This window comes from Rheinheimera soli, assembly GCF_021290985.1.
Taxonomy (GTDB): Bacteria; Pseudomonadota; Gammaproteobacteria; order Enterobacterales; family Alteromonadaceae; genus Pararheinheimera; species Pararheinheimera soli.
Map to the genome: position 1 here is coordinate 132834 of NZ_JAJOYU010000003.1, position 19047 is coordinate 151880.

Here is a 19047-nt window from a genome sequence, read left to right on the forward strand (position 1 = left end):
TCAATCTATTGCTACCGGTGGCAAATGCGTTATTATGCTTTTTAAATAAGCATAAAGCAGAAGAAAACTCATAGCTTTATGCAAAAAAAGGGAAAACTAATGCTAATACCTGATCTGAAAAAACGTTTTTTACTCAAAGCTTGTGCTGCTTCTGCGGTACTGCAACCTTTGTTAAGTTTTAAAGTGACGGCTGCTGCGCCTAAAGTTGTGGACCCTGTCTGGGCTGTGGCTGAACAAATACTGCGGGATATAAAACTTACATCCTTTCCACAGCGGGATTTTGTTATCACCGCCTTTGGTGCTGAAAAAAATCAACCTTGTGATGCTGCTATTAAAAAAGCCATAGCTGCTTGTCATGAAGCGGGTGGTGGTCGTGTGGTGGTGCCTGAAGGCGTTTGGTCCACTGGTCCTGTGCATTTAAAATCTAACGTGAATTTACATCTGCAAAAAAATGCAGTCTTGTCTTTTGTCACAGACCCACAAGCTTATTTACCAGAAGTTTTTACCCGCTGGGAAGGGGTGGAGCTGATGGGCTTTTCGCCGTTAATTTATGCTTATCAACAGCAAAATATTGCGGTGACAGGTGAAGGTATTCTGGAAGGCAATGCCAGTGGTGAAAACTGGTGGCCCTGGAAAGGGGTATGGAAACATACACCATGGAAGCTGGACCCGGCAACGGATCAAAAACCAGGCCGAGATCAGCTGTTTGCTATGGCTGAAGCTGGTGTACCGGTTGAAAAACGATATCTGGACAACAACAGATTAAGACCACCTTTTATTCAGCCTTATGGCTGTGAAAGGGTGTTGATTGAAGGCGTCACTATTCGTAATTCACCCTTTTGGCTGATCAACCCTGTGCTGTGTAAAGACGTGGTGATCCGTGGTGTGAACTGTGTCAGTTTTGGCCCCAATTCTGATGGTTGCGACCCTGAATCCTGTCAGCGAGTGCTGATTGAAAACTGTTTGTTTGATACAGGTGATGACTGCATCGCTTTGAAATCTGGCCGTAATGCGGAAGGCCGCCGTTTAGCCACTCCTATACAGCAAGTGGTTATTCAGGATTGTCTGATGAAATCCGGTCACGGTGGTGTAGTGATTGGCAGTGAAATATCCGGTGGTGCTAAGCAAATATTTGCCCGCCGTTGCCGCATGAGCAGCCCAAATCTGGAGCGGGGTTTACGCATTAAAACTAACTCAGTGCGTGGCGGTTTAATTGAACAAATTGCGGTAGATGATATTGAAATTGGTGAAGTGAAAGATGCCATTGTGATCAACTTCTATTACGAAGAAGGCGATGCAGGCAACTTTTTACCTGAAGTCAAAGATCTGAAGATCAGTAACTTCAGAGTGAAAAAAGCCCAACGTGCTTTTGAAATTCGTGGCTTACCCCGTGCTGGTATCAGCGGCATTCAGATGACGGATGTCAGCTTTGAGCAAGCAAGCTTAGGTGTTTTAGAACATAGCAGTGGTTTTAAACTGGAAAACGTCAGTCTGAATGGTAAAGCACTCACTGCTGCTCTGTTAAAACAGAGCAGCTAGTGTTTTTTTTAATTCAATTTGCCACCGATAGACAAGCTATTTAGCAGGTTAAATATGACAGAACAAACAAAAGGTTGTAGCCCACATATTGCCGACCCGGCCGCTATTCAGCTGAGCCTGTTACAGGTGCATCCACGCGACAACGTGTTGGTGGTGTTGCAGCCTTTGGCTTCAGGCCAATCTTTAATTGAACCCTGGCACGAAGTGCAGGCAAAAGAAGATATTCAGCCTGGTCATAAAGTAGCATTGAAGCTGATTAAAAAAGGTGAAGCTGTGATCAAATATGGTTATGCCATAGGAGTAGCACAGGATGATATTCCCTCTGGCAGCTGGGTGCATTCACATAACCTGAAAACCTTATTGTCTGATCAGATGGAGTACCAGTACCAAGGCTGTGTGGCTGAAGATTTAGCTTTCCCAACCGAATTGCCTACCCATTTTATGGGCTATCGCCGCGCCAATGGCAGAGTCGGTACCCGCAACGAGCTGTGGATCTTAAATACGGTCGGTTGCGTCAATAGGGCCGCAATGAAAATAGCCGAAAAAGCCAATCAACAATTTGCTGGTTTAACAGACGGTGTTTTTGCGTACACCCATCCATTTGGCTGCTCTCAGTTGGGTGACGATTTAAATCATACCCGCGCTGTATTGGCTGGCTTAATGCAGAACCCTAATGCTGGTGCTGTGCTGGTGCTGGGTTTAGGCTGCGAAAACAATCAACTGGCAGCTCTACTTAAAGCCTGTCCTGAATTGGATCAAAGCCGTTTACGCTCTTTTAATGCTCAGCAAGTGGAAGATGAATTAGAGCAAGGCCTCGAGGCCGCAGCTGAACTTATTCAACTGATGCAGCAGGACCAACGCACAGCATGCCCTGTGTCCGATTTAGTGGTCGGCATGAAATGTGGTGGCTCAGACGGTTTAAGTGGTTTAACTGCGAATCCGCTGGTGGGCCGTATTGCCGATTTAGTATGCGCTGCCGGCGGCAAAGTAGTACTGACTGAAACTCCTGAAATGTTTGGTGCCGAACAAGTGCTGATGAGCCGTGCTGTCAATGAAGCTGTGTTTTCCGACATAGTCAGCTTAGTGAACGACTTTAAACAGTACTTTATCGACAACAAACAGCCTGTGTACGAAAACCCAAGCCCTGGTAATAAAGCCGGTGGTTTAACTACGCTGGAAGAAAAATCCTTAGGCGCCATTCAAAAAGGTGGCTCTGCCAAAGTGACACAAGTGATCCCTTATGGCGCTTTAGTGCAGCAACAGGGTTTAACTTTGCTGCAGGGCCCAGGCAATGATGCGGTGTCGTCTACTGCTTTAGCAGCCAGCGGCGCGACCATGCTGCTGTTTACTACTGGCCGTGGCACCCCACTGGGTTTTCCTGTGCCTACAGTAAAAATTTCGTCCAACAGCGATTTAGCCAAACGTAAACCCCAATGGATAGATTTTGATGCCGGCGCTTTGTTGCAACAAGGCCAGAATGCTCAGGATTTTTCTTACCAGTTTTTCCGCTACCTGATTGATATCGCTTCAGGCAAGCAGACGCAAAACGAATTATCAGACAACAAAGAAATTGCCATTTGGAAAAATGGCGTGACCCTGTAAGGACTTTATATGGCCAACTTTAAACCTTTAGTACTAGATCAAGACAGATTATTTCCGGCCGATCCAACAGTTCGCGCCATAGCCCGACGTTTGTATGCAGGCATTAAAGACTTGCCTATTGTCAGCCCGCACGGCCATACCGACCCAAGCTGGTTTGCCAGCAATGCCAATTTTGACAATGCCACCAGTCTGTTACTGCTGCCGGATCATTATGTGTTTCGCATGCTGTACAGCCAGGGGATTTCGCTGGAGTCTTTAGGGATCCGCACTAAAGACGGCACGCCGGTCGAAACCGATTACCGCAAAATTTTCCACACTTTTGCCCAAAATTATCATTTGTTCCGTGGCACACCGTCACGTATCTGGCTTGATAGCGTATTCCATGATGTGTTTGGTTTAGAGCATGCATTAAACAGCGATACCGCCGATTTGTATTACGACAGCATCAACGAGCAGTTAGTTAAGCCGGAATTTAAGCCGCGTGCTTTGCTGGATAAATTTAATATTGAACTGATTGCCACGACCGAAGGCGCAGTGAATTCGTTAAAGCACCATGCCGCTTTAAAAGGTACGGGTTATGAAAAACGGGTGATCACCACTTTCAGACCTGACGATGTGATAGACGCCGACCGTGCTGATTTTCTGGCCAATATCAAAAAACTGGCTGAGCAAACAGGTCAGGACACGCATAGCTGGCATGGTTATTTACAGGCCTTGCGTATTCGTCGGCAGTTTTTCCGCGACCACGGCGCTACGGCCACAGATCACGGTCATCCAACAGCCAAAACAGCCAATTTGTCAGAGCATGAAGCAAGTGCTTTGTTTCAGCTGTGTTTATCAGGTACTGCCAGCAAAGAGCAAACCGAGTTGTTCCGTGCTCAGATGCTGACGGAAATGGCCGGTATGAGCATTGAAGATGGCATGACGATGCAAATTCACCCTGGTGCGTTCCGTAACCATAACCCTTCTATTTTTGAGCGTTTTGGTGCCGACAAAGGCGCTGATATTCCAAGCCCGACTGAATTTGTCAGCAACTTAAAACCTTTGCTGGATAAATACGGCAACAATGCCGCTTTGAAAATTATTCTGTTCACTCTGGATGAAACCACTTATGCCCGCGAACTTGCGCCTTTGGCTGGTCATTATCCGGCTTTAAAACTCGGTCCAGCCTGGTGGTTCCACGACAGCCCTGAAGGTATGTTGCGTTTTAGGCATCAGGTCACTGAAACCGCAGGTTTTTACAACACTGTAGGTTTTAACGACGATACCCGTGCTTTCCTGTCTATTCCGGCCCGTCATGATGTGGCACGCCGCATTGATTGTCGCTTCTTAGCTGGTTTAGTGGCTGAACATCGCTTAAACGAAGATGAAGCGCATGAACTGGCACAGCAACTGACCTATCAGTTGGTAAAACAAGCTTATCAGCTGGATTAAAAGGACAAAAAATGAGCATCGATATTCCTCGTTTAGAGCCTGCTTTGCTGGAACAGCTGCAAGGCAAATTGAAGCTGCCAGCTTATGATCCATCTTCGACTGGCATTGGCATAGTGCATATTGGCCCTGGCGCTTTTTTTCGGGCGCATCAGGCCTGGTACACAGACCTCGCGCTGAAATACGGCGGTGACTGGGGCATTTCTGTGGTATCGATGCGATCGAACGATTTAGCCAAAGCTTTAACACCACAGCAGGGTTTATACAGTCTGGTATTACTGGATAAAACAACTGAATATCAGCTGGTAGGGTCTATTCGTGAGCTGCTGGTTGCGGCTGAGCAGTACGAGCAGGTGTTACAACGTTTAGCTGCGCCAAGTAGCTGTTATGTCACCTTAACCATCACGGAAAAAGGTTACTGTTTAAATACCTTGGGTGAGCTGGATTTAACTCATGCCGATATTCAGCATGATTTAGAAACTAACGTCAAAGCCCGCTCTGCGATCGGTTTATTAGTGCAGGCGTTGGCTTTGCGGTTCGCCGCTAATGTACCTCCTTTTGTCGTACTGAGCTGCGATAACCTGACCGACAACGGCCATAAATTACGCAATGCGCTGCTGACTTTTGCCCGGCAAAAACAACCTGCTTTGGCCAACTGGTTGGAACAGCAATTGTTATGCCCTTGCACTATGGTGGACAGTATCACCCCTGCCACGGATGAAGAATTGCCTAAACAGCTGGCGGCAGAGCTGGGGTATCAGGATAACTGGCCTATTAAACGCGAAAAATTCTGTCAGTGGGTGATTGAAGATATTCTGCCCGCCCACAGACCTGCCTGGCATCAGGTGGGTGTGACTTACACTCAGGACGTCAAAGCTTTTGAAAAAGCCAAGCTGCGGCTACTTAACGCACCGCATTCGGCTTTGGCATATTTAGGATCTTTGTGTGGTTTGGAAACTGTGTTTGATGCGATGCAGCAAACACAGCTGCGCAATTTTGTGCAAAAGCTGGCACAAAATGAAATTATTGGCTCTTTTCACGCACCGGCCGAATTAAACCCGGCAGAGTACAGCGCTGATATTTTCCAGCGTTTTGACAACCCGGCCATCCGGCATTTGCTGGCTCAAATTGCTTGGGACGGCTCGCAAAAATTGCCGATGCGGGTGTTTCCAATTATTCAGGATAACTTAGCCAGTGGCCGCTCTATTCGCTTATTAAGCCTGGTGGTGGCCAGTTGGATGTTGTTTATCCGGCTACGGTATCAGCAACAACCCGATACGGCTTTGGTCGATCCGTTAGCCGCAAGCTTATTGGATTGTGCAGCAGCTTGTACTGATGATGCAGTCACAGACACCAGATTATTTTTAGCTCTGGGTCAGGTATTTCCGCCTGCATTACAGCAATCAGAGCTATTTAAAGTACAACTGACCCAAGCTTACCAGCAGCTTTGCCCCTTACTTTTATTACCCAAAGGCACTGACGTTGCCGCTTTTTTACAGGACCTTGTTGAATGACCTCTTTATCTTCCTTACTCAAAGGTGGCTTGTTGTTGCCCATTATCCAGGCTGAGCAACCAGAACAAGCTGTTGCAGTTGCCAAAGCGATGCAGCAAGGTGGTGTGACCGCAGTGGAAGTGGTGTTGCGCACAGCTGCAGCATTGGATTGTATCAGTGCCATTCGTGCTGAAGTGCCGGAGCTTTTAACAGGTGCTGGTACTATTTTATCAGCCAAAGATGCCATTAATGCCAAAGCTGCCGGCGCGCAGTTTTTGGTCAGTCCAGCCAGTACGCCTGATTTACTCAAAGCCATGATCAATACCGAACTGGCGTTAGCGCCAGGTGTGGCGACGCCTTCTGAAATGGCGATGGCGCTGGAGTTAGGTTTAACAGAATTAAAATTTTTCCCGGCGCATTTAGCTGGCGGTATTGAGATGCTGAAAGCTCTGGCTGGTATTTTTCAACAGGTTAAATTTTGCCCTACCGGTGGTGTACAGCTGAATAATCTGGCAGAGTTTTTGGCTTTACCTAATGTGTTTGTGGCTGGTGGTTCCTGGTTGTCACCTAAAGATTTGGTACAACAACAAAACTGGGCTGCCATTACTGAATTGACCCGTCAGTCTGTGACTGTGGCAGAGCAAAGCCGGGTTCGGCATAGCCGCGTTGCCTGAGGCAAAACTTAAGGATTGATCCATGAAACAAGTCATAATTTTTGGCGAATGTATGGTCGAGTTATTCCAGCTCGTGGATAACGTTTACCATCAGGCGTTTGCCGGAGATGTTTACAACACTGCGGTGTACTGCAAGCGCAGCGCACCACAACAGCTGAACCTGAAGTTTTTATCCGCAGTGGGCACTGATTTAGTCAGTGACAAACTGATAGCCCAACTGGAGCAGGAAAAACTCGATAGCTCCTTGGTGTTTCGCAGCAAAACAGCCCGCCCTGGCTTGTATATGATCAATACTGACTGTTTTGGCGAACGTAGTTTTGTCTACTGGCGCGACAGCTCAGCGGCCAAACAAAGTCTGACTTTGTTTCGTCAGCAGGGCTCTGTGGCGCAGTTGTTACCTGCGGATGTATTTTATTTTTCCGGCATCAGTCTGGCGATTTTGTCACTGGATGATCGCAGCTATCTGTTTGCGCTGATCAAAGAGTTAAAAGCTCAGGGCGTACAAATCGTATTTGATCCAAACTACCGGCCCGCACTTTGGCCTGATGCCGAAATTTGCCGTGCTAATTTTGATCAGGCTTATGCCTTGTCAGATATAGCTTTGCCTGGGCTGGACGACCATAAAGTGTTGTACGGCAGTACTTCTGCTGCCGATGTATTGGCGCAACTACAGAAGCTGGGTGTGAAAGAAATTATCGTCAAAAATGGCCCTGCAGGTGTGTTGGGTTATAGCGATGGCAAAAGTTTCCAAAGCCCTGCAGTGCCTGTTAAAAAAGTAATAGACACCACAGCTGCAGGAGATTCCTTTAATGGTGGTTATTTATCAGGTCGTCTGAATGGCTTGTCGCCTTTAGCTTCCTGCCAGTATGCCGCAGCTTTGGCCAGCTTTGTGGTAGAGCACACAGGCGCCATAGTGACAAAAGAGCAATTCCGTAGTTTTTCCGGTCGTTTTAATTTGAGTACATTTAGCTAAAAGGAAATAAGTAATGTCTGCTGATCTGTCTTTGTATTTTCCAACGCCTGCTGAGATCCCAAGCCAATGGCAACTCACAGGTCCGATAGAGCAGCGTGACTATTTACTCAACGGTACCCTCTGTCAGTGGCAAGGTGACTTAGCTCCTGTCTATAGCCCAGTGGCGTTACGAAATAGCGCAGGTGAACTGACACCCACTTTGTTAGGCGCGACACCTTTAATGGATGAAGCCGCCGCCAAAGCCGCTTTGGATGCCGCCTTAAAAGCTTATGATTTAGGCCGTGGCGTCTGGCCTTCGATGGCAGTGATGGAACGTGTGGTGGCGGTGGAGAAATTCCTTGCTGCTATGCTGTTGCAACGTGATGCCGTGATCCGCTTATTGATGTGGGAAATTGGTAAACCTTTACCGGATGCCGCCAAAGAGTTTGACCGCACCTGCGACTATATCCGCGATACCATTCAGGCCTTAAAGCAGCAAGACCGCAGTGCCAGCCACTTTGTGATAGAGCAGGGCACTTTAGGCAAAATACGCCGGGTTGCTGTGGGTGTGGCGCTTTGTATGGGACCTTTTAACTACCCGCTGAATGAAACCTTTACCACTCTGATCCCGGCTTTGATCATGGGCAACACTGTTATTTTTAAACCTGCTAAATACGGTGTTTTGCTGATCCAGCCGCTGTTAAAAGCTTTTGCAGAGTCTTTTCCGCCAGGTGTTATTAACGTGATTTATGGCCGTGGTCGGGAAACTGTGGGTGCTTTAATGGAAAGTGGCAGTGTCGACTTGTTTGCCTTTATCGGCACCAATAAAGGCGCCAGTGATTTAAAAAAACTGCACCCACGACCACATCGCCTGCGTGCAGTACTTGGATTAGACGCTAAAAATCCGGCCATAGTACTGCCGGATGCCGATTTAAATTTAACAGTCAAAGAAGCTGTTGCCGGTGCTTTGTCCTTTAATGGCCAGCGCTGCACAGCACTAAAAAACTTTTTTGTGCAGCGTTCAATTGCCGATGCTTTTGTGCAGCAATTGTCGGACGCCATCAGTGCATTGCAGCTTGGTTTACCCTGGACCGACAAAGTGCAAATTACGCCTTTGCCAGAACCTGGCAAAGTAGACTTTCTAAAAGGCTTAATAGCCGATGCTATAGAGCATGGTGCAAAGGTGATGAACCCAGAAGGTGGCCAAAGTGCTGGCTCCTTAATGCGTCCGGCTTTGTTGTATCCGGTCAACAGTCAGATGAGGTTGTATCAGGAAGAGCAGTTTGGGCCTTTAGTGCCAGTGGTGCCTTATGACGATATCAGCGAAGTGATCCACTATGTGATCCACTCAGACTTCGGCCAGCAACTGAGTATTTTTGGTCAGGACGCGCAACAAATAGGTGAGTTGGTGGATATGTTTGCCAATCAGGTCGGCCGTATCAATATCAACAGCCAATGCCAGCGCAGCCCGGATAGTTTTCCTTTTACCGGCCGGAAAAACTCAGCCGAAGGCACATTATCGGTGGAAGATGCTTTGCTGCAGTTTTCTATCCCCACCTTAGTGGCTTGTAAATACAACCCTGAACAAATAGCGCTGATGAAAGAGATGATCAAACAAGGTTCATCACAGTTTTTAGCCACAGATTTTCTGTTTTAATAAAGTGGAAAAACACGATGAGATTTGAGCATGTGGCGTTAAATGTCGCCGAACCTAAAGCCATGGCAGAGTGGTATTGCCAGCATTTGGGGTTGAGAGTCCGGCGTGCTTTAGCTGACGAAGCTCAGACACATTTTCTGGTCGATGACAGCGATCAGATGATGCTGGAAATCTATTGTAATCCAGCCGATCAGGTACCGGATTATGCAAAGATGCATCCCTTATTATTGCATCTGGCGTTGGTCAGCACCGATCCTTATGCCGACAGCCGCAGGCTGCAACAGGCAGGCGCGCAACAAGTCGATGAAGTGAATTTAGCTGATGGCTCTTTGCTTCTGATGTTACGTGATCCTTGGGGACTGGCACTTCAGCTGTGCAGACGCGGTGCAGCTCTGAATCAGACGTAAGATGTTTAGGCTGCGTATGGTTGTACTGGCTTTGAGTCTTGTTGCAGAAGTCTTAGCAGCAGAACCACTTAACAACTCCTGGCGGGAGCAACTGACTGCGGATCCAGAGTGGCAGCAGTATTTTTCACGTTCAACACAGTTACAACAGCTGGATCAGCAACAACTGGATCATGAATTGAGTCAGTTGCCCCAAACAGCCCCGACCTTGCCAGCCAGACATCTGAAGTTTGGTTTTCCGACTGAGCCCGATAGTGCTTTCTGGTTATCCGCTGAAGCGACCCGTATTGCCCAGGTTATTTTATCTTTCCAGACCCCTTCAGGGGGCTGGAGTAAAAGAACGGATATGGCCACTCAGCCTCGGGAATCTGGTCAGCTGTATGGCACCGAAGCTGGCTATATTCCGACCTTTGACAATGACGCCACCAGCACACAAATTCTCTGGCTGAGCGCTTTTTTGCCTTATGCCAGTGAGGCCATGAGGCCTGAGCTGCAACACTCTATTGAACGGGCTATTCGGTTTGTGTTGGCAGCGCAATACCCCAATGGAGGTTTTGCTCAGACCTACCCGCTGCGGGGGGGGTTACCACGATGCTATTACTCTGAATGACAATGTGATGGTGCAGCTGTTAAGACTTTTGAAAAAGGTAGCCACAGAACCGCAATTTGCTTTTGTCGAAGCCGATATAAAACAACAAGCACAGCAGCAGTTTTTATGTGGCGTAGAGTTATTGTTAAAAGCTCAAATCAGACTCAAGGGTGAACTGACCGTTTGGGCTGCCCAGCATCATCCGCTGACACTTTCGGCTGTAAAAGCCAGAGCTTATGAGTTACCGGCTTTGGTCAGTAGTGAAAGTGCGGAAGTCACCTTGTTATTGATGCAGTTGCCAAAGCCATCCAGAGCAGTGATCCAAAGTGTAGAAGCCGCAGTCGCCTGGTTTAAAGCCAAACAAATCCACAATACCGAAATGCAGCGTAGCGATAGCGGAGTACGTTTTTTCAAAAAAGCTGGAGCTAAGCCGCTATGGGCGAGATTTTACGACTTACAAAAGCAGCAGCCACTCTTTGTCGATCGTGACGGTACTATAGTTCGCAGCATGGCAGAGCTTTCAATTGAACGACAAAAAGGCTATGGCTGGTATCAATCCAATGCTGAAGCTGTACTCAAAGCGTATCCGGTCTGGCAATCGAAGCTTGGCACTCAGAGGTAAAAAAACGAAGGTGTTGCTGTCTGTACACAAAAGCCCGGCGAACTCACCGGGCTTGCCTCTTCATTAAAAGTTATCTTTTTTACTGGCGTCTTTGGTGATTTTATCCAGATAACCCATAGCAAAAGCGGATAATACAAAAGTCAGGTGGATCAGCAAATACCACATGATTTTGTCATTTGGAATGTTTTGGGTATCCATAAAGACTTTTAGCAAATGAATAGATGAAATAGCCACAATAGAAGCTGCGACTTTATTTTTCAGTGAGTTGGAGTCCAGCTTGCCTAACCAGCCCAGTTTATCGCCGTTGTCATCGATATCCATTCTGGAAACAAAGTTTTCGTAACCAGAAAACATCACCATCACAATCAAACCGCTTACCAGAGTAATATCTATTAAAGACAGCACCACTAAAATCAGGTCTACTTCTTTCATGCTGAAAATGACTGGCATTATATGCAGCACTTCCTGAAAAAACTTAATGCCCAAAGCCAACAGAGCTAAACTCAACCCAAGATAAATAGGCGCCATCAGCCAGCGGGTGGCATACATTGTTTTTTCTATTAGCTGTTCCATTATTGCTCCCGTCTCATTATTGACATCACTTTATGGGGTAAATACTACAGAAATTCAAGCGTCTGGCCGTTTTACTTTGCTGTAAAATATCGCACAATGAGCGCAGTTACCCGAAACAGCATGCGCACTGAGCCTTAATGCTGTTAGTTTGTCTGGGCCTCTATGCCAAGGAATTTCCGAATGAAAAAAACTCTGTTTGCGCTGGCTTTGTCAGCCGCTGCTTTTGCCCATGCCGACGAAGGTATGTGGCAACCTCATCAGTTACCTGAACTTGAACAACTCCTCAAAGAAAAAGGTTTAGAAATTGATGTCAAAAGTATTGCCCAATTAACAGCATTTCCAATGAATGCAGTCATCAGCTTGGGGGGCTGTACTGCCTCTTTTGTCTCAAATCAGGGCTTAGTTGTAACCAATCATCACTGTGCTTATGGCAGCATTCAGCACAATAGTACAGCAGCTAACAATTTGCTGGCGAAAGGTTTTTTAGCCGAAGATTTAGATGAAGAGTTACCGGCAGCTCCGGGTTCTAAGGTATTTGTCACTCAGGAAGTGACCAATATCACTGCGCAAATTAACCAGGAGTTGACTCCTGCGCTTAAAGGCAAAGAGCGTTTTGAGCGCATCAGCGAGTTGCGTAAAGAACAAATCGCCGCTTGTGAAACGCCGGGCTACCGCTGTGATGTCTACAGTTTTCACGGTGGTCTAGAGTATTACCTGATCAAACAAATGGAAATCCGTGATGTGCGTTTAGTGCATGCGCCTGCTTCAGGTGTGGGTAAGTTTGGTGGTGATATCGACAACTGGATGTGGCCACGTCATACAGGGGATTATGCGTTTTACCGCGCTTATGTAGGCAAGGATGGTCAGCCGGCAGATTTCGATGCTGAGAATATTCCATTTACTCCACCTTCTTATCTAAAAGTGTCAGCAAAACCACTGAAAGAAAACGATTTTGTAATGGTGATTGGTTATCCGGGCCGCACCAACAGATACAACACGGCCGCCGAAGTGGAAAATCAGTTCACGCAAGTTTTGCCTTTGTCCAAGGCCTACCGTGAAGAAGCTATTGAGGTCATTAAACAGCATTCAGCCGAAGGTTCGGAAGAGCGTATTAAATACGAAAGCATTCTGGCGTCTTTGGCGAACTATGCGAAAAACTTTGAAGGCATGATCCATAGCTACAAAACCGGTGATATTCAACAGCGTAAGAATCAGTTTGATAAAGGCCTGAACCTGTGGATTAAATCCAGCCCGGCTCGCCAGGCGAAATATGCGCCAGCAGTACGCAGTCTGCAGCAGTTACTGGCAGAAGAGCAGGAAAATCAGCAACGAGATCTGATTTTAGGTTACTTAAGTTATGGTCAGCTGTTTAACACTGCCAAACGCTTATACCGCTTAGCTCATGAACAGCAAAAGCCAGATGCAGAGCGTGAAATGGGGTATCAAGAGCGCGATTTAGAACGTTTTTCTGCCAGTATGAAACGATTATCCCGCAGCTTCGATGCCAAAGTTGAGCAAGAGCTGATGCTGCATTTCCTGCAGCACTACGCTAAATTACCCAAAGATCAGCGATTAAAAGCACTGGATGGTTATTTTGCTATAGGTTCTGGTCAGCTGGATCTGGCGGCGCTTCGTACCAAACTTGAGGGCTTGTATCAGGCCACTAAGCTGTCGGATGAAGTGGAACGTTTAGCCTGGATGGGTAAATCAGTAGACGATTTTAAAGCCAGTGAAGATCCACTGATCCAATACGCTGTGGCTATGTACGACACTGAGATTGCACTGGAAACTGCGGACAAAGAACACAAAGGTAAACTGGCTGTCGCTCGTCCGCAGGTGATGGAAGCTATTATTGCCTTTAATAAAGCCAATGGTAAGGCGGTGTATGCTGATGCCAACAGCACGCTGCGTGTGACTTACGGTTCTATCAAAGGCTATCAGCCAAAAGATGCAGTGTCTTATCAGCCATTTACAACAGCTGCTGGTATTTTGCAGAAACAAACTGGTGTTGACCCTTTTGATGCGCCACCAGCTCAGGTTGAAGCCTTAAAAGAAGGCGATTTTGGTATTTATAAAGATGTGGTCTATAACAACCTGCCAGTGAATTTCTTAAGCACAGTGGATACCACAGGCGGAAACTCAGGTTCACCCACATTGAATGGTAAAGCCGAATTAGTGGGTTTGTTATTTGATGGGGTGATTGAAGGCATAATCGGCAACTGGGACTACGACCCGGCCACCAACCGCTCTATCCATGTCGACAGCCGTTATATGCTGTGGCAAATGGAGAAAGTAGATGGTGCGACTAACCTTCTGAAAGAAATGACAATAGTAAAATAGCCCTGTAGGGGCGGGTCTTGTACCCACCCGTCTCAAATTCAAATCAAAACCGGGGACAGTTGCTTTAAGGCGTCACAGTAAAACTAATAGCCCCAAGCAATTGCCCTGAATCTGTTACTACACGAATTTTCCACTGACCTACAGCATTTTGTGGAAATTGCTGTTTACGAGTCCAGGCTCTGTAGCCTTGTTCCCGCCCGCCGGATATATCCAGCCGAATGCGTTCTACTGACTTACCATTGTGAACCCATTCATGATAAATCTGTTCTTTCAGACCTCGAGGTGCCCGCACTGAGGTATAGGCATACACACCTTGTTGCAATTGTGACAGGGTCAGCTCTGTAAAAGTTGAACCAGGTAAACGTTGCTCATAATCCAGTTGCTGGCTCAATTGAATGTCGTTTAAGCGTAAGACCGGGGCTGGGATCAAACTGCGGCCAAACCAGATGCCTGTGACAAGTACAACTAATAACAGAGATAACACAGGCAAGCGCCAGCGGCCTGGTTGCGCCAATAAAGGGCGGATACTGGGAATACTCAGCAAAGCAGAAATAATCAAAGCCAGACCCAGACTCTGGGTGGTAGTCATAAAAAACAACAGTGGCAATACCACCATCAATACGGCAAATAAAGAAAAGCAGTGATAGACAAGAAACAAGGCTCGTCGTCGGGTCAATAGTTTGTTGTACACAGGGTCAATGACGGCTACTACAGCACAGAGCAATAGCAATGAGGTAAAAAGTGCCTGAGGTTGATCCCAGTCGGTGGCTGCCAGAAAAAAGGGTAAGGCAAAAAACAAACTTTCCTGGTGCAATAACTGGGTCACAAAGCTGGTTAAATCTTTGGATAAACTCACACCGAATTTTTTTAATAATCCTTTACGCAGCCAGTATTCGCCTGTCAGCCATACCCAGCCAACAACCATTAAAATGGCAAAAAACTGAGCGAACTGCTCACGCTGCTCCACTTGCCACAAGCTGAATAAGCCAGTGCAAAAACCAAACAAGGCCATCAGGCCGGAGTATTTTTTTGTTAATTCAATAATCCAGACAAAAGCACTGCTTATTTTGTTCATCAAGCCCCCAACAGTATTCATCCCTGTCCTTGTGTGGCGGTTTGAATTTATGCTGCCGCACTATACGCTGTAATGACCCTGAAAAGCTGTTTTGGTTTCAGATTGACGGTGCTTGCTGTTAATTTCCATAATCCACAGCTAAAACCGCCTTTTTCTGCTCCAGCTATTCTTAGTAACCCTGCTTTTGCAGTAAGATACGCTTCGTTTCGTGACCATGTGGGTTGCGATTGCAGAAGTGACAGAAGGGTTAACGTTCGTGGATCAGAAAGTTCAGGTAAAACTTATCATACGCCGGGTGCCGATGCAGGCCGCTATGTCATGGCTGAGCAAAGCCTGGGAATTATTCCGTCTGGCGCCGTCCACTATGATAGCTATGGTTGCCTTTATGACGGTGCTGGGTTTAGTCGCTCAGTTTCACCCTGTACTTGGCGTTCTGCTGGTGCTGGTGAATCCATTTTTAACGGCCGGTTTTTACAAAAGCATAGTGCTGCTGCAACAGCAAAAAGAAGTGAATTTCCAGCTGATATTTAGCGTCTTTAGCGAAGCCCGTTACCGTCGTACTTTTATCCGGCTGGCAGGGGCTAATTTGCTGGCGAATATTCCGTTGATATTGCTTATGGAACAGTTAATGGAACAGACACAGGCTAAAGCGGTTGAGCCGTTGACGGCTTTGTTTTTTGTGGCCGCGCTGAGTTTGGTGTTTATGTTATTTGCTTATGCGGTAGCTATAGCTTATTTCCTGAATGAACAACGTTTACAGGCCATTTTAACCGCCAGTCTGACGGCTTGCTGGCGTAATGTCGGCGCCTTAACCCTGTTTGGTATGATGGCTGTGGCACTGGGACTCTTAGGTATTGTTACTTTTGGTTTTGCTTTTATTGTGATTGTTCCTGTGCTGCAAATCGCATTCTTTTTATCGTTCAGTGCCTTTTTTGCGTTGCAGCTGGATGATTCAGCACCTGCGGTGTTGGAAGTATAAACATGACAGAGCCCCAGCCTTCGCAAGAGCCAAAGCTTCTAACAGAACAGGAATTGCGACAATGGCTGTTGGGTTTGCTATCACGCCGTGAATACAGCGCGCTGGAGCTAAAACAAAAGCTTAAGCAAAAAAGCGCATCGGCAGAACAAATTACTGAATTACTGGACTGGGCACAGCAACGGGATTATCAGAACGAGTTACGTTATGCCCGTATGCAGGTCAATGCAAAGTTGCATAAAGGCTATGGATGGTTTTACATTAGCCAGTTTTGTGCGCAGCAGGGCATTAAAAAAGAACTACAACAGCAACTGCTGGAAGAATTAGACATCGATTGGTTGGAGGTCGCCTCACAGGCGTACCGGAAAAAATATGCCGATAAACCCATAGCGGATTATCAGGACAAACTTAAACGGATGCGTTACTTACAAAGCCGGGGCTTTGGTAGTGACACTATCCAACTTGTATTTGCAGAGCTTAAAGAAGAGTAAGATATGTATATGACTTCGGCACAACTTCGCCGCGCTTTCCTGGACTTTTTTGCCAGTAAAGGCCACCAAATCGTTAGCAGCAGTTCACTGATCCCGGGCAATGACCCGACTTTACTCTTTACCAACGCAGGTATGGTGCAGTTTAAAGATGTGTTTTTAGGTCAGGACAAACGTAGCTACAACCGCGCAGTGACAGCACAACGTTGTTTACGTGCCGGTGGTAAGCACAACGATTTAGAAAACGTAGGCTATACAGCCCGTCACCATACCTTCTTTGAAATGTTGGGTAATTTCAGCTTTGGCGATTACTTCAAACAGGATGCTATTAAATACGCCTGGGAATTTTTGACTGAAGTGGTCAAGTTACCTAAAGAAAAACTCTGGATCACTGTCTACGCTACAGATGATGAAGCTTTTGATATCTGGACTAAAGAGATTGGTGTGCCAGCTGAGCGCGCTATCCGCATTGGTGATAACAAAGGTGCGCCTTACGCTTCAGATAACTTCTGGGCTATGGGCGACACAGGTCCTTGTGGTCCTTGTACTGAAATTTTCTACGATCACGGCGATCATATCTGGGGTGGCCCACCGGGTTCACCAGAAGAAGATGGTGACCGTTTTATTGAGATTTGGAACAACGTTTTTATGCAGTTTAACCGTCACGCCGATGGCCGGATGGAACCACTGCCAAAACCAAGCGTGGATACAGGTATGGGCTTAGAGCGTATTGCAGCTATTTTGCAAAACGTGCACAGCAACTACGAAATCGACACCTTTGCTGCGCTGATTAAAGCTACTGCTGAGATTACAGGTGCGACCGACTTAAACGACAAGTCATTACGTGTAGTGGCCGACCACATTCGCAGCTGCTCATTTTTAGTGGCTGACGGTGTAATGCCATCCAACGAAGGCCGTGGTTATGTGCTGCGCCGTATTATTCGCCGCGCTATCCGTCATGGTAACAAGCTGGGTGCTAAAGGCGTGTTCTTCAGCAAATTGGTTGGCGCTTTGGCAGAACAAATGGGTGAAGCTTACCCTGAACTCGTTGAAAAGCAGGCCGTGATTGAAAAAGTGCTGGCGCTGGAAGAAGAGCAGTTTGGTAAAACTTTAGAACGTGGTCTGGGTATTCTGGAAGAGGCTTTAGCAGAGCTTAATGGCAGCACTGTGATCCCGGGCGAAGTGGCCTTTAAACTGTACGACACTTACGGTTTCCCGCTGGACTTAACCAGCGATGTGGCGCGTGAACGTGGCTTAACTGTGGATCAGGCCGGTTTTGAAGCCTCAATGGAAGCGCAGCGTAAACGTGCTCAGCAAGCCTCTAACTTTGGTGCTGATTACAATCAGGCCTTAACTTCTGCTGTGTGCACTGACTTTACCGGTTACAGCCAAATTCAGGGTAAAGCCAAAGTGGTCGAAATTCTGCTGGAAGGCAATGCTGTTAACTCATTGACTGATGGTCAGCAGGCATTGGTGATCCTGGATCAAACCCCATTTTACGCCGAGTCTGGTGGTCAATCCGGTGATGCTGGTGTGTTAACGCTGGCCAATGGCGCGGTCTTTACCGTGGCAGACACCATCAAAGTAGGCAAAGCTTTTGCCCATAAAGGCAGCTTAAAAGGTGCCTTGGCTCTTGGCGATTTAGTCGATGCGGCTATCGATAATGCCCGTCGTGAAGCTATTCGTAAAAACCACTCGGCGACTCACTTATTACATGCCGCACTGCGCACCGTCTTGGGTGAGCATGTGACTCAGAAAGGCTCTTTAGTAGGTTCAGAGCGTTTACGTTTTGACTTCTCGCATTTTGAAGCAGTAAAAGCCGATGAAATTCGCCGTATCGAACAAATGGTCAACGAGCAAGTGCAACAAAACCATGAAGTGCTGACCCGTCTGATGAATGTCGATGAGGCCAAAGCTGCAGGTGCTATGGCGCTTTTTGGTGAAAAATACGATGACGAAGTGCGTGTACTGAGTATGGGCGACTTCTCAATTGAACTCTGTGGTGGTACTCATGTGTCCCGCACCGGTGATATCGGCTTGTTTAAAATTGTTGTCGAAAGCGGTATAGCTGCTGGTATTCGCCGTATTGAAGCTGTGACTGGCGAAGGCGCTTTAGCTTTTGTACATAAGCTGGAACAACAGGCTCAAACAGTAGCTTCGATGCTGAAGGGCGATGTGTTTTCTATTGCCGAAAAAGTACAGCAAGCCATGGACAGCCGCAAAGCGTTGGAGAAAGAGCTGGAGCAATTAAAAGCCAAGTTAGCCAGCGCTGCCGGTGCTTCCTTGCTAGAGCAGGTGCAGCTGATTAACGGCGTAAAAGTACTGATTGCTGAACTGAAAGGCGCTGATCCAAAAGCCTTCCGTACTATGGTAGATGAGCTAAAGAACAAATTAGGTTCAGGTATTTTGTTATTAGCTACAGCTGCTGAAGGCAAAGTCAGTTTAATTGCTGGCGTGACCTCAGATTTAACTGGCAAGGTTCAGGCAGGTCAACTGATTGGCTGGGCCGCAGAACAAGTTGGTGGTAAAGGCGGTGGTAAGCCTGACTTAGCCCAGGCAGGTGGCACAGACGTCGCTGCTTTACCTGGCGTGCTGAAAGCTGCTGCCGACTATATTGCGGCTAAGCTGTAAC

Annotated in this window: 14 protein-coding genes and 1 pseudogene; 13 read left to right on the top strand and 2 right to left on the bottom strand. The window is 47.0% G+C overall.

The annotated features are described in order from the left end of the window. Nucleotides 1-99: 99 nt before the first annotated feature. From LSG37_RS03925 to pelA, 9 genes and pseudogenes are all read left to right on the top strand, one after another. Nucleotides 100-1539, top strand: coding sequence for a glycoside hydrolase family 28 protein (locus LSG37_RS03925; protein ID WP_233078637.1), 1440 nt, complete (start codon nt 100-102; stop codon nt 1537-1539). Between the two features lie 54 nt (nt 1540-1593). Then, a complete protein-coding gene (locus LSG37_RS03930) occupies nt 1594-3141 on the top strand; it encodes a UxaA family hydrolase (RefSeq protein ID WP_233078638.1) in 1548 nt (515 codons plus the stop codon). A 9-nt stretch (nt 3142-3150) separates the two neighbouring features. Beyond that, nucleotides 3151-4575, top strand: a complete 1425-nt coding sequence (gene uxaC, locus LSG37_RS03935; RefSeq protein WP_233078639.1) for a glucuronate isomerase — start codon at nt 3151-3153, stop codon at nt 4573-4575. Nucleotides 4576-4586: 11 nt separating this feature from the next. Beyond that, nucleotides 4587-6086, top strand: coding sequence for a mannitol dehydrogenase family protein (locus LSG37_RS03940; RefSeq protein WP_233078640.1), 1500 nt, complete (start codon nt 4587-4589; stop codon nt 6084-6086). Then, nucleotides 6083-6739, top strand: a complete 657-nt coding sequence (gene eda / locus LSG37_RS03945; protein WP_233078641.1) for a bifunctional 4-hydroxy-2-oxoglutarate aldolase/2-dehydro-3-deoxy-phosphogluconate aldolase — start codon at nt 6083-6085, stop codon at nt 6737-6739. The genes LSG37_RS03940 and eda overlap by 4 nt, the downstream gene beginning before the upstream one ends. A 22-nt stretch (nt 6740-6761) precedes the next feature. Beyond that, nucleotides 6762-7712 carry a sugar kinase gene (locus tag LSG37_RS03950; RefSeq protein WP_233078642.1) on the top strand — a complete coding sequence of 317 codons (951 nt, stop codon included), beginning with the start codon at nt 6762-6764 and terminating at the stop codon, nt 7710-7712. Between the two features lie 13 nt (nt 7713-7725). Further along, nucleotides 7726-9348 carry an NADP-dependent glyceraldehyde-3-phosphate dehydrogenase gene (locus LSG37_RS03955; protein WP_233078643.1) on the top strand — a complete coding sequence of 541 codons (1623 nt, stop codon included), beginning with the start codon at nt 7726-7728 and terminating at the stop codon, nt 9346-9348. 17 nt (nt 9349-9365) lie between these two features. Continuing rightward, on the top strand, nt 9366-9755 hold the full coding sequence (locus tag LSG37_RS03960) for a VOC family protein (protein WP_233078644.1): 390 nt from the start codon (nt 9366-9368) through the stop codon (nt 9753-9755). 343 nt (nt 9756-10098) lie between these two features. Further along, a pseudogene (gene pelA, locus LSG37_RS03970) lies at nt 10099-10963 on the top strand (pectate lyase). Nucleotides 10964-11026: 63 nt separating this feature from the next. On the opposite strand, the gene LSG37_RS03975 reads toward pelA, so the two are convergent. Then, nucleotides 11027-11536, bottom strand: coding sequence for a TIGR00645 family protein (locus tag LSG37_RS03975; protein WP_233078647.1), 510 nt, complete (start codon nt 11534-11536; stop codon nt 11027-11029). A 180-nt stretch (nt 11537-11716) separates the two neighbouring features. Between LSG37_RS03975 and LSG37_RS03980 the strand changes: the two genes are divergently transcribed. Next, nucleotides 11717-13876, top strand: a complete 2160-nt coding sequence (locus LSG37_RS03980) for a S46 family peptidase (protein WP_233078648.1) — start codon at nt 11717-11719, stop codon at nt 13874-13876. 64 nt (nt 13877-13940) lie between these two features. Here the strand turns inward: LSG37_RS03980 and LSG37_RS03985 are convergent, their stop codons facing one another. Continuing rightward, entirely contained in the window at nt 13941-14951 is a 1011-nt protein-coding gene (locus LSG37_RS03985) for a DUF5924 family protein (protein ID WP_233078649.1), read from the bottom strand. Between the two features lie 256 nt (nt 14952-15207). Between LSG37_RS03985 and LSG37_RS03990 the strand changes: the two genes are divergently transcribed. From LSG37_RS03990 to alaS, 3 genes are read left to right on the top strand one after another with little or no spacing between them, the layout of a single operon-like run. Continuing rightward, nucleotides 15208-15930, top strand: a complete 723-nt coding sequence (locus LSG37_RS03990; protein ID WP_233078650.1) for a DUF2189 domain-containing protein — start codon at nt 15208-15210, stop codon at nt 15928-15930. Nucleotides 15931-15932: 2 nt separating this feature from the next. Continuing rightward, nucleotides 15933-16418 carry a regulatory protein RecX gene (locus LSG37_RS03995; protein ID WP_233078651.1) on the top strand — a complete coding sequence of 162 codons (486 nt, stop codon included), beginning with the start codon at nt 15933-15935 and terminating at the stop codon, nt 16416-16418. Between the two features lie 9 nt (nt 16419-16427). Continuing rightward, nucleotides 16428-19046 (top strand): alanine--tRNA ligase, encoded by a 2619-nt coding sequence (alaS, locus tag LSG37_RS04000; protein ID WP_366515543.1) that lies wholly within the window; start codon nt 16428-16430, stop codon nt 19044-19046. The last annotated feature ends 1 nt before the right edge of the window (nt 19047 follow it).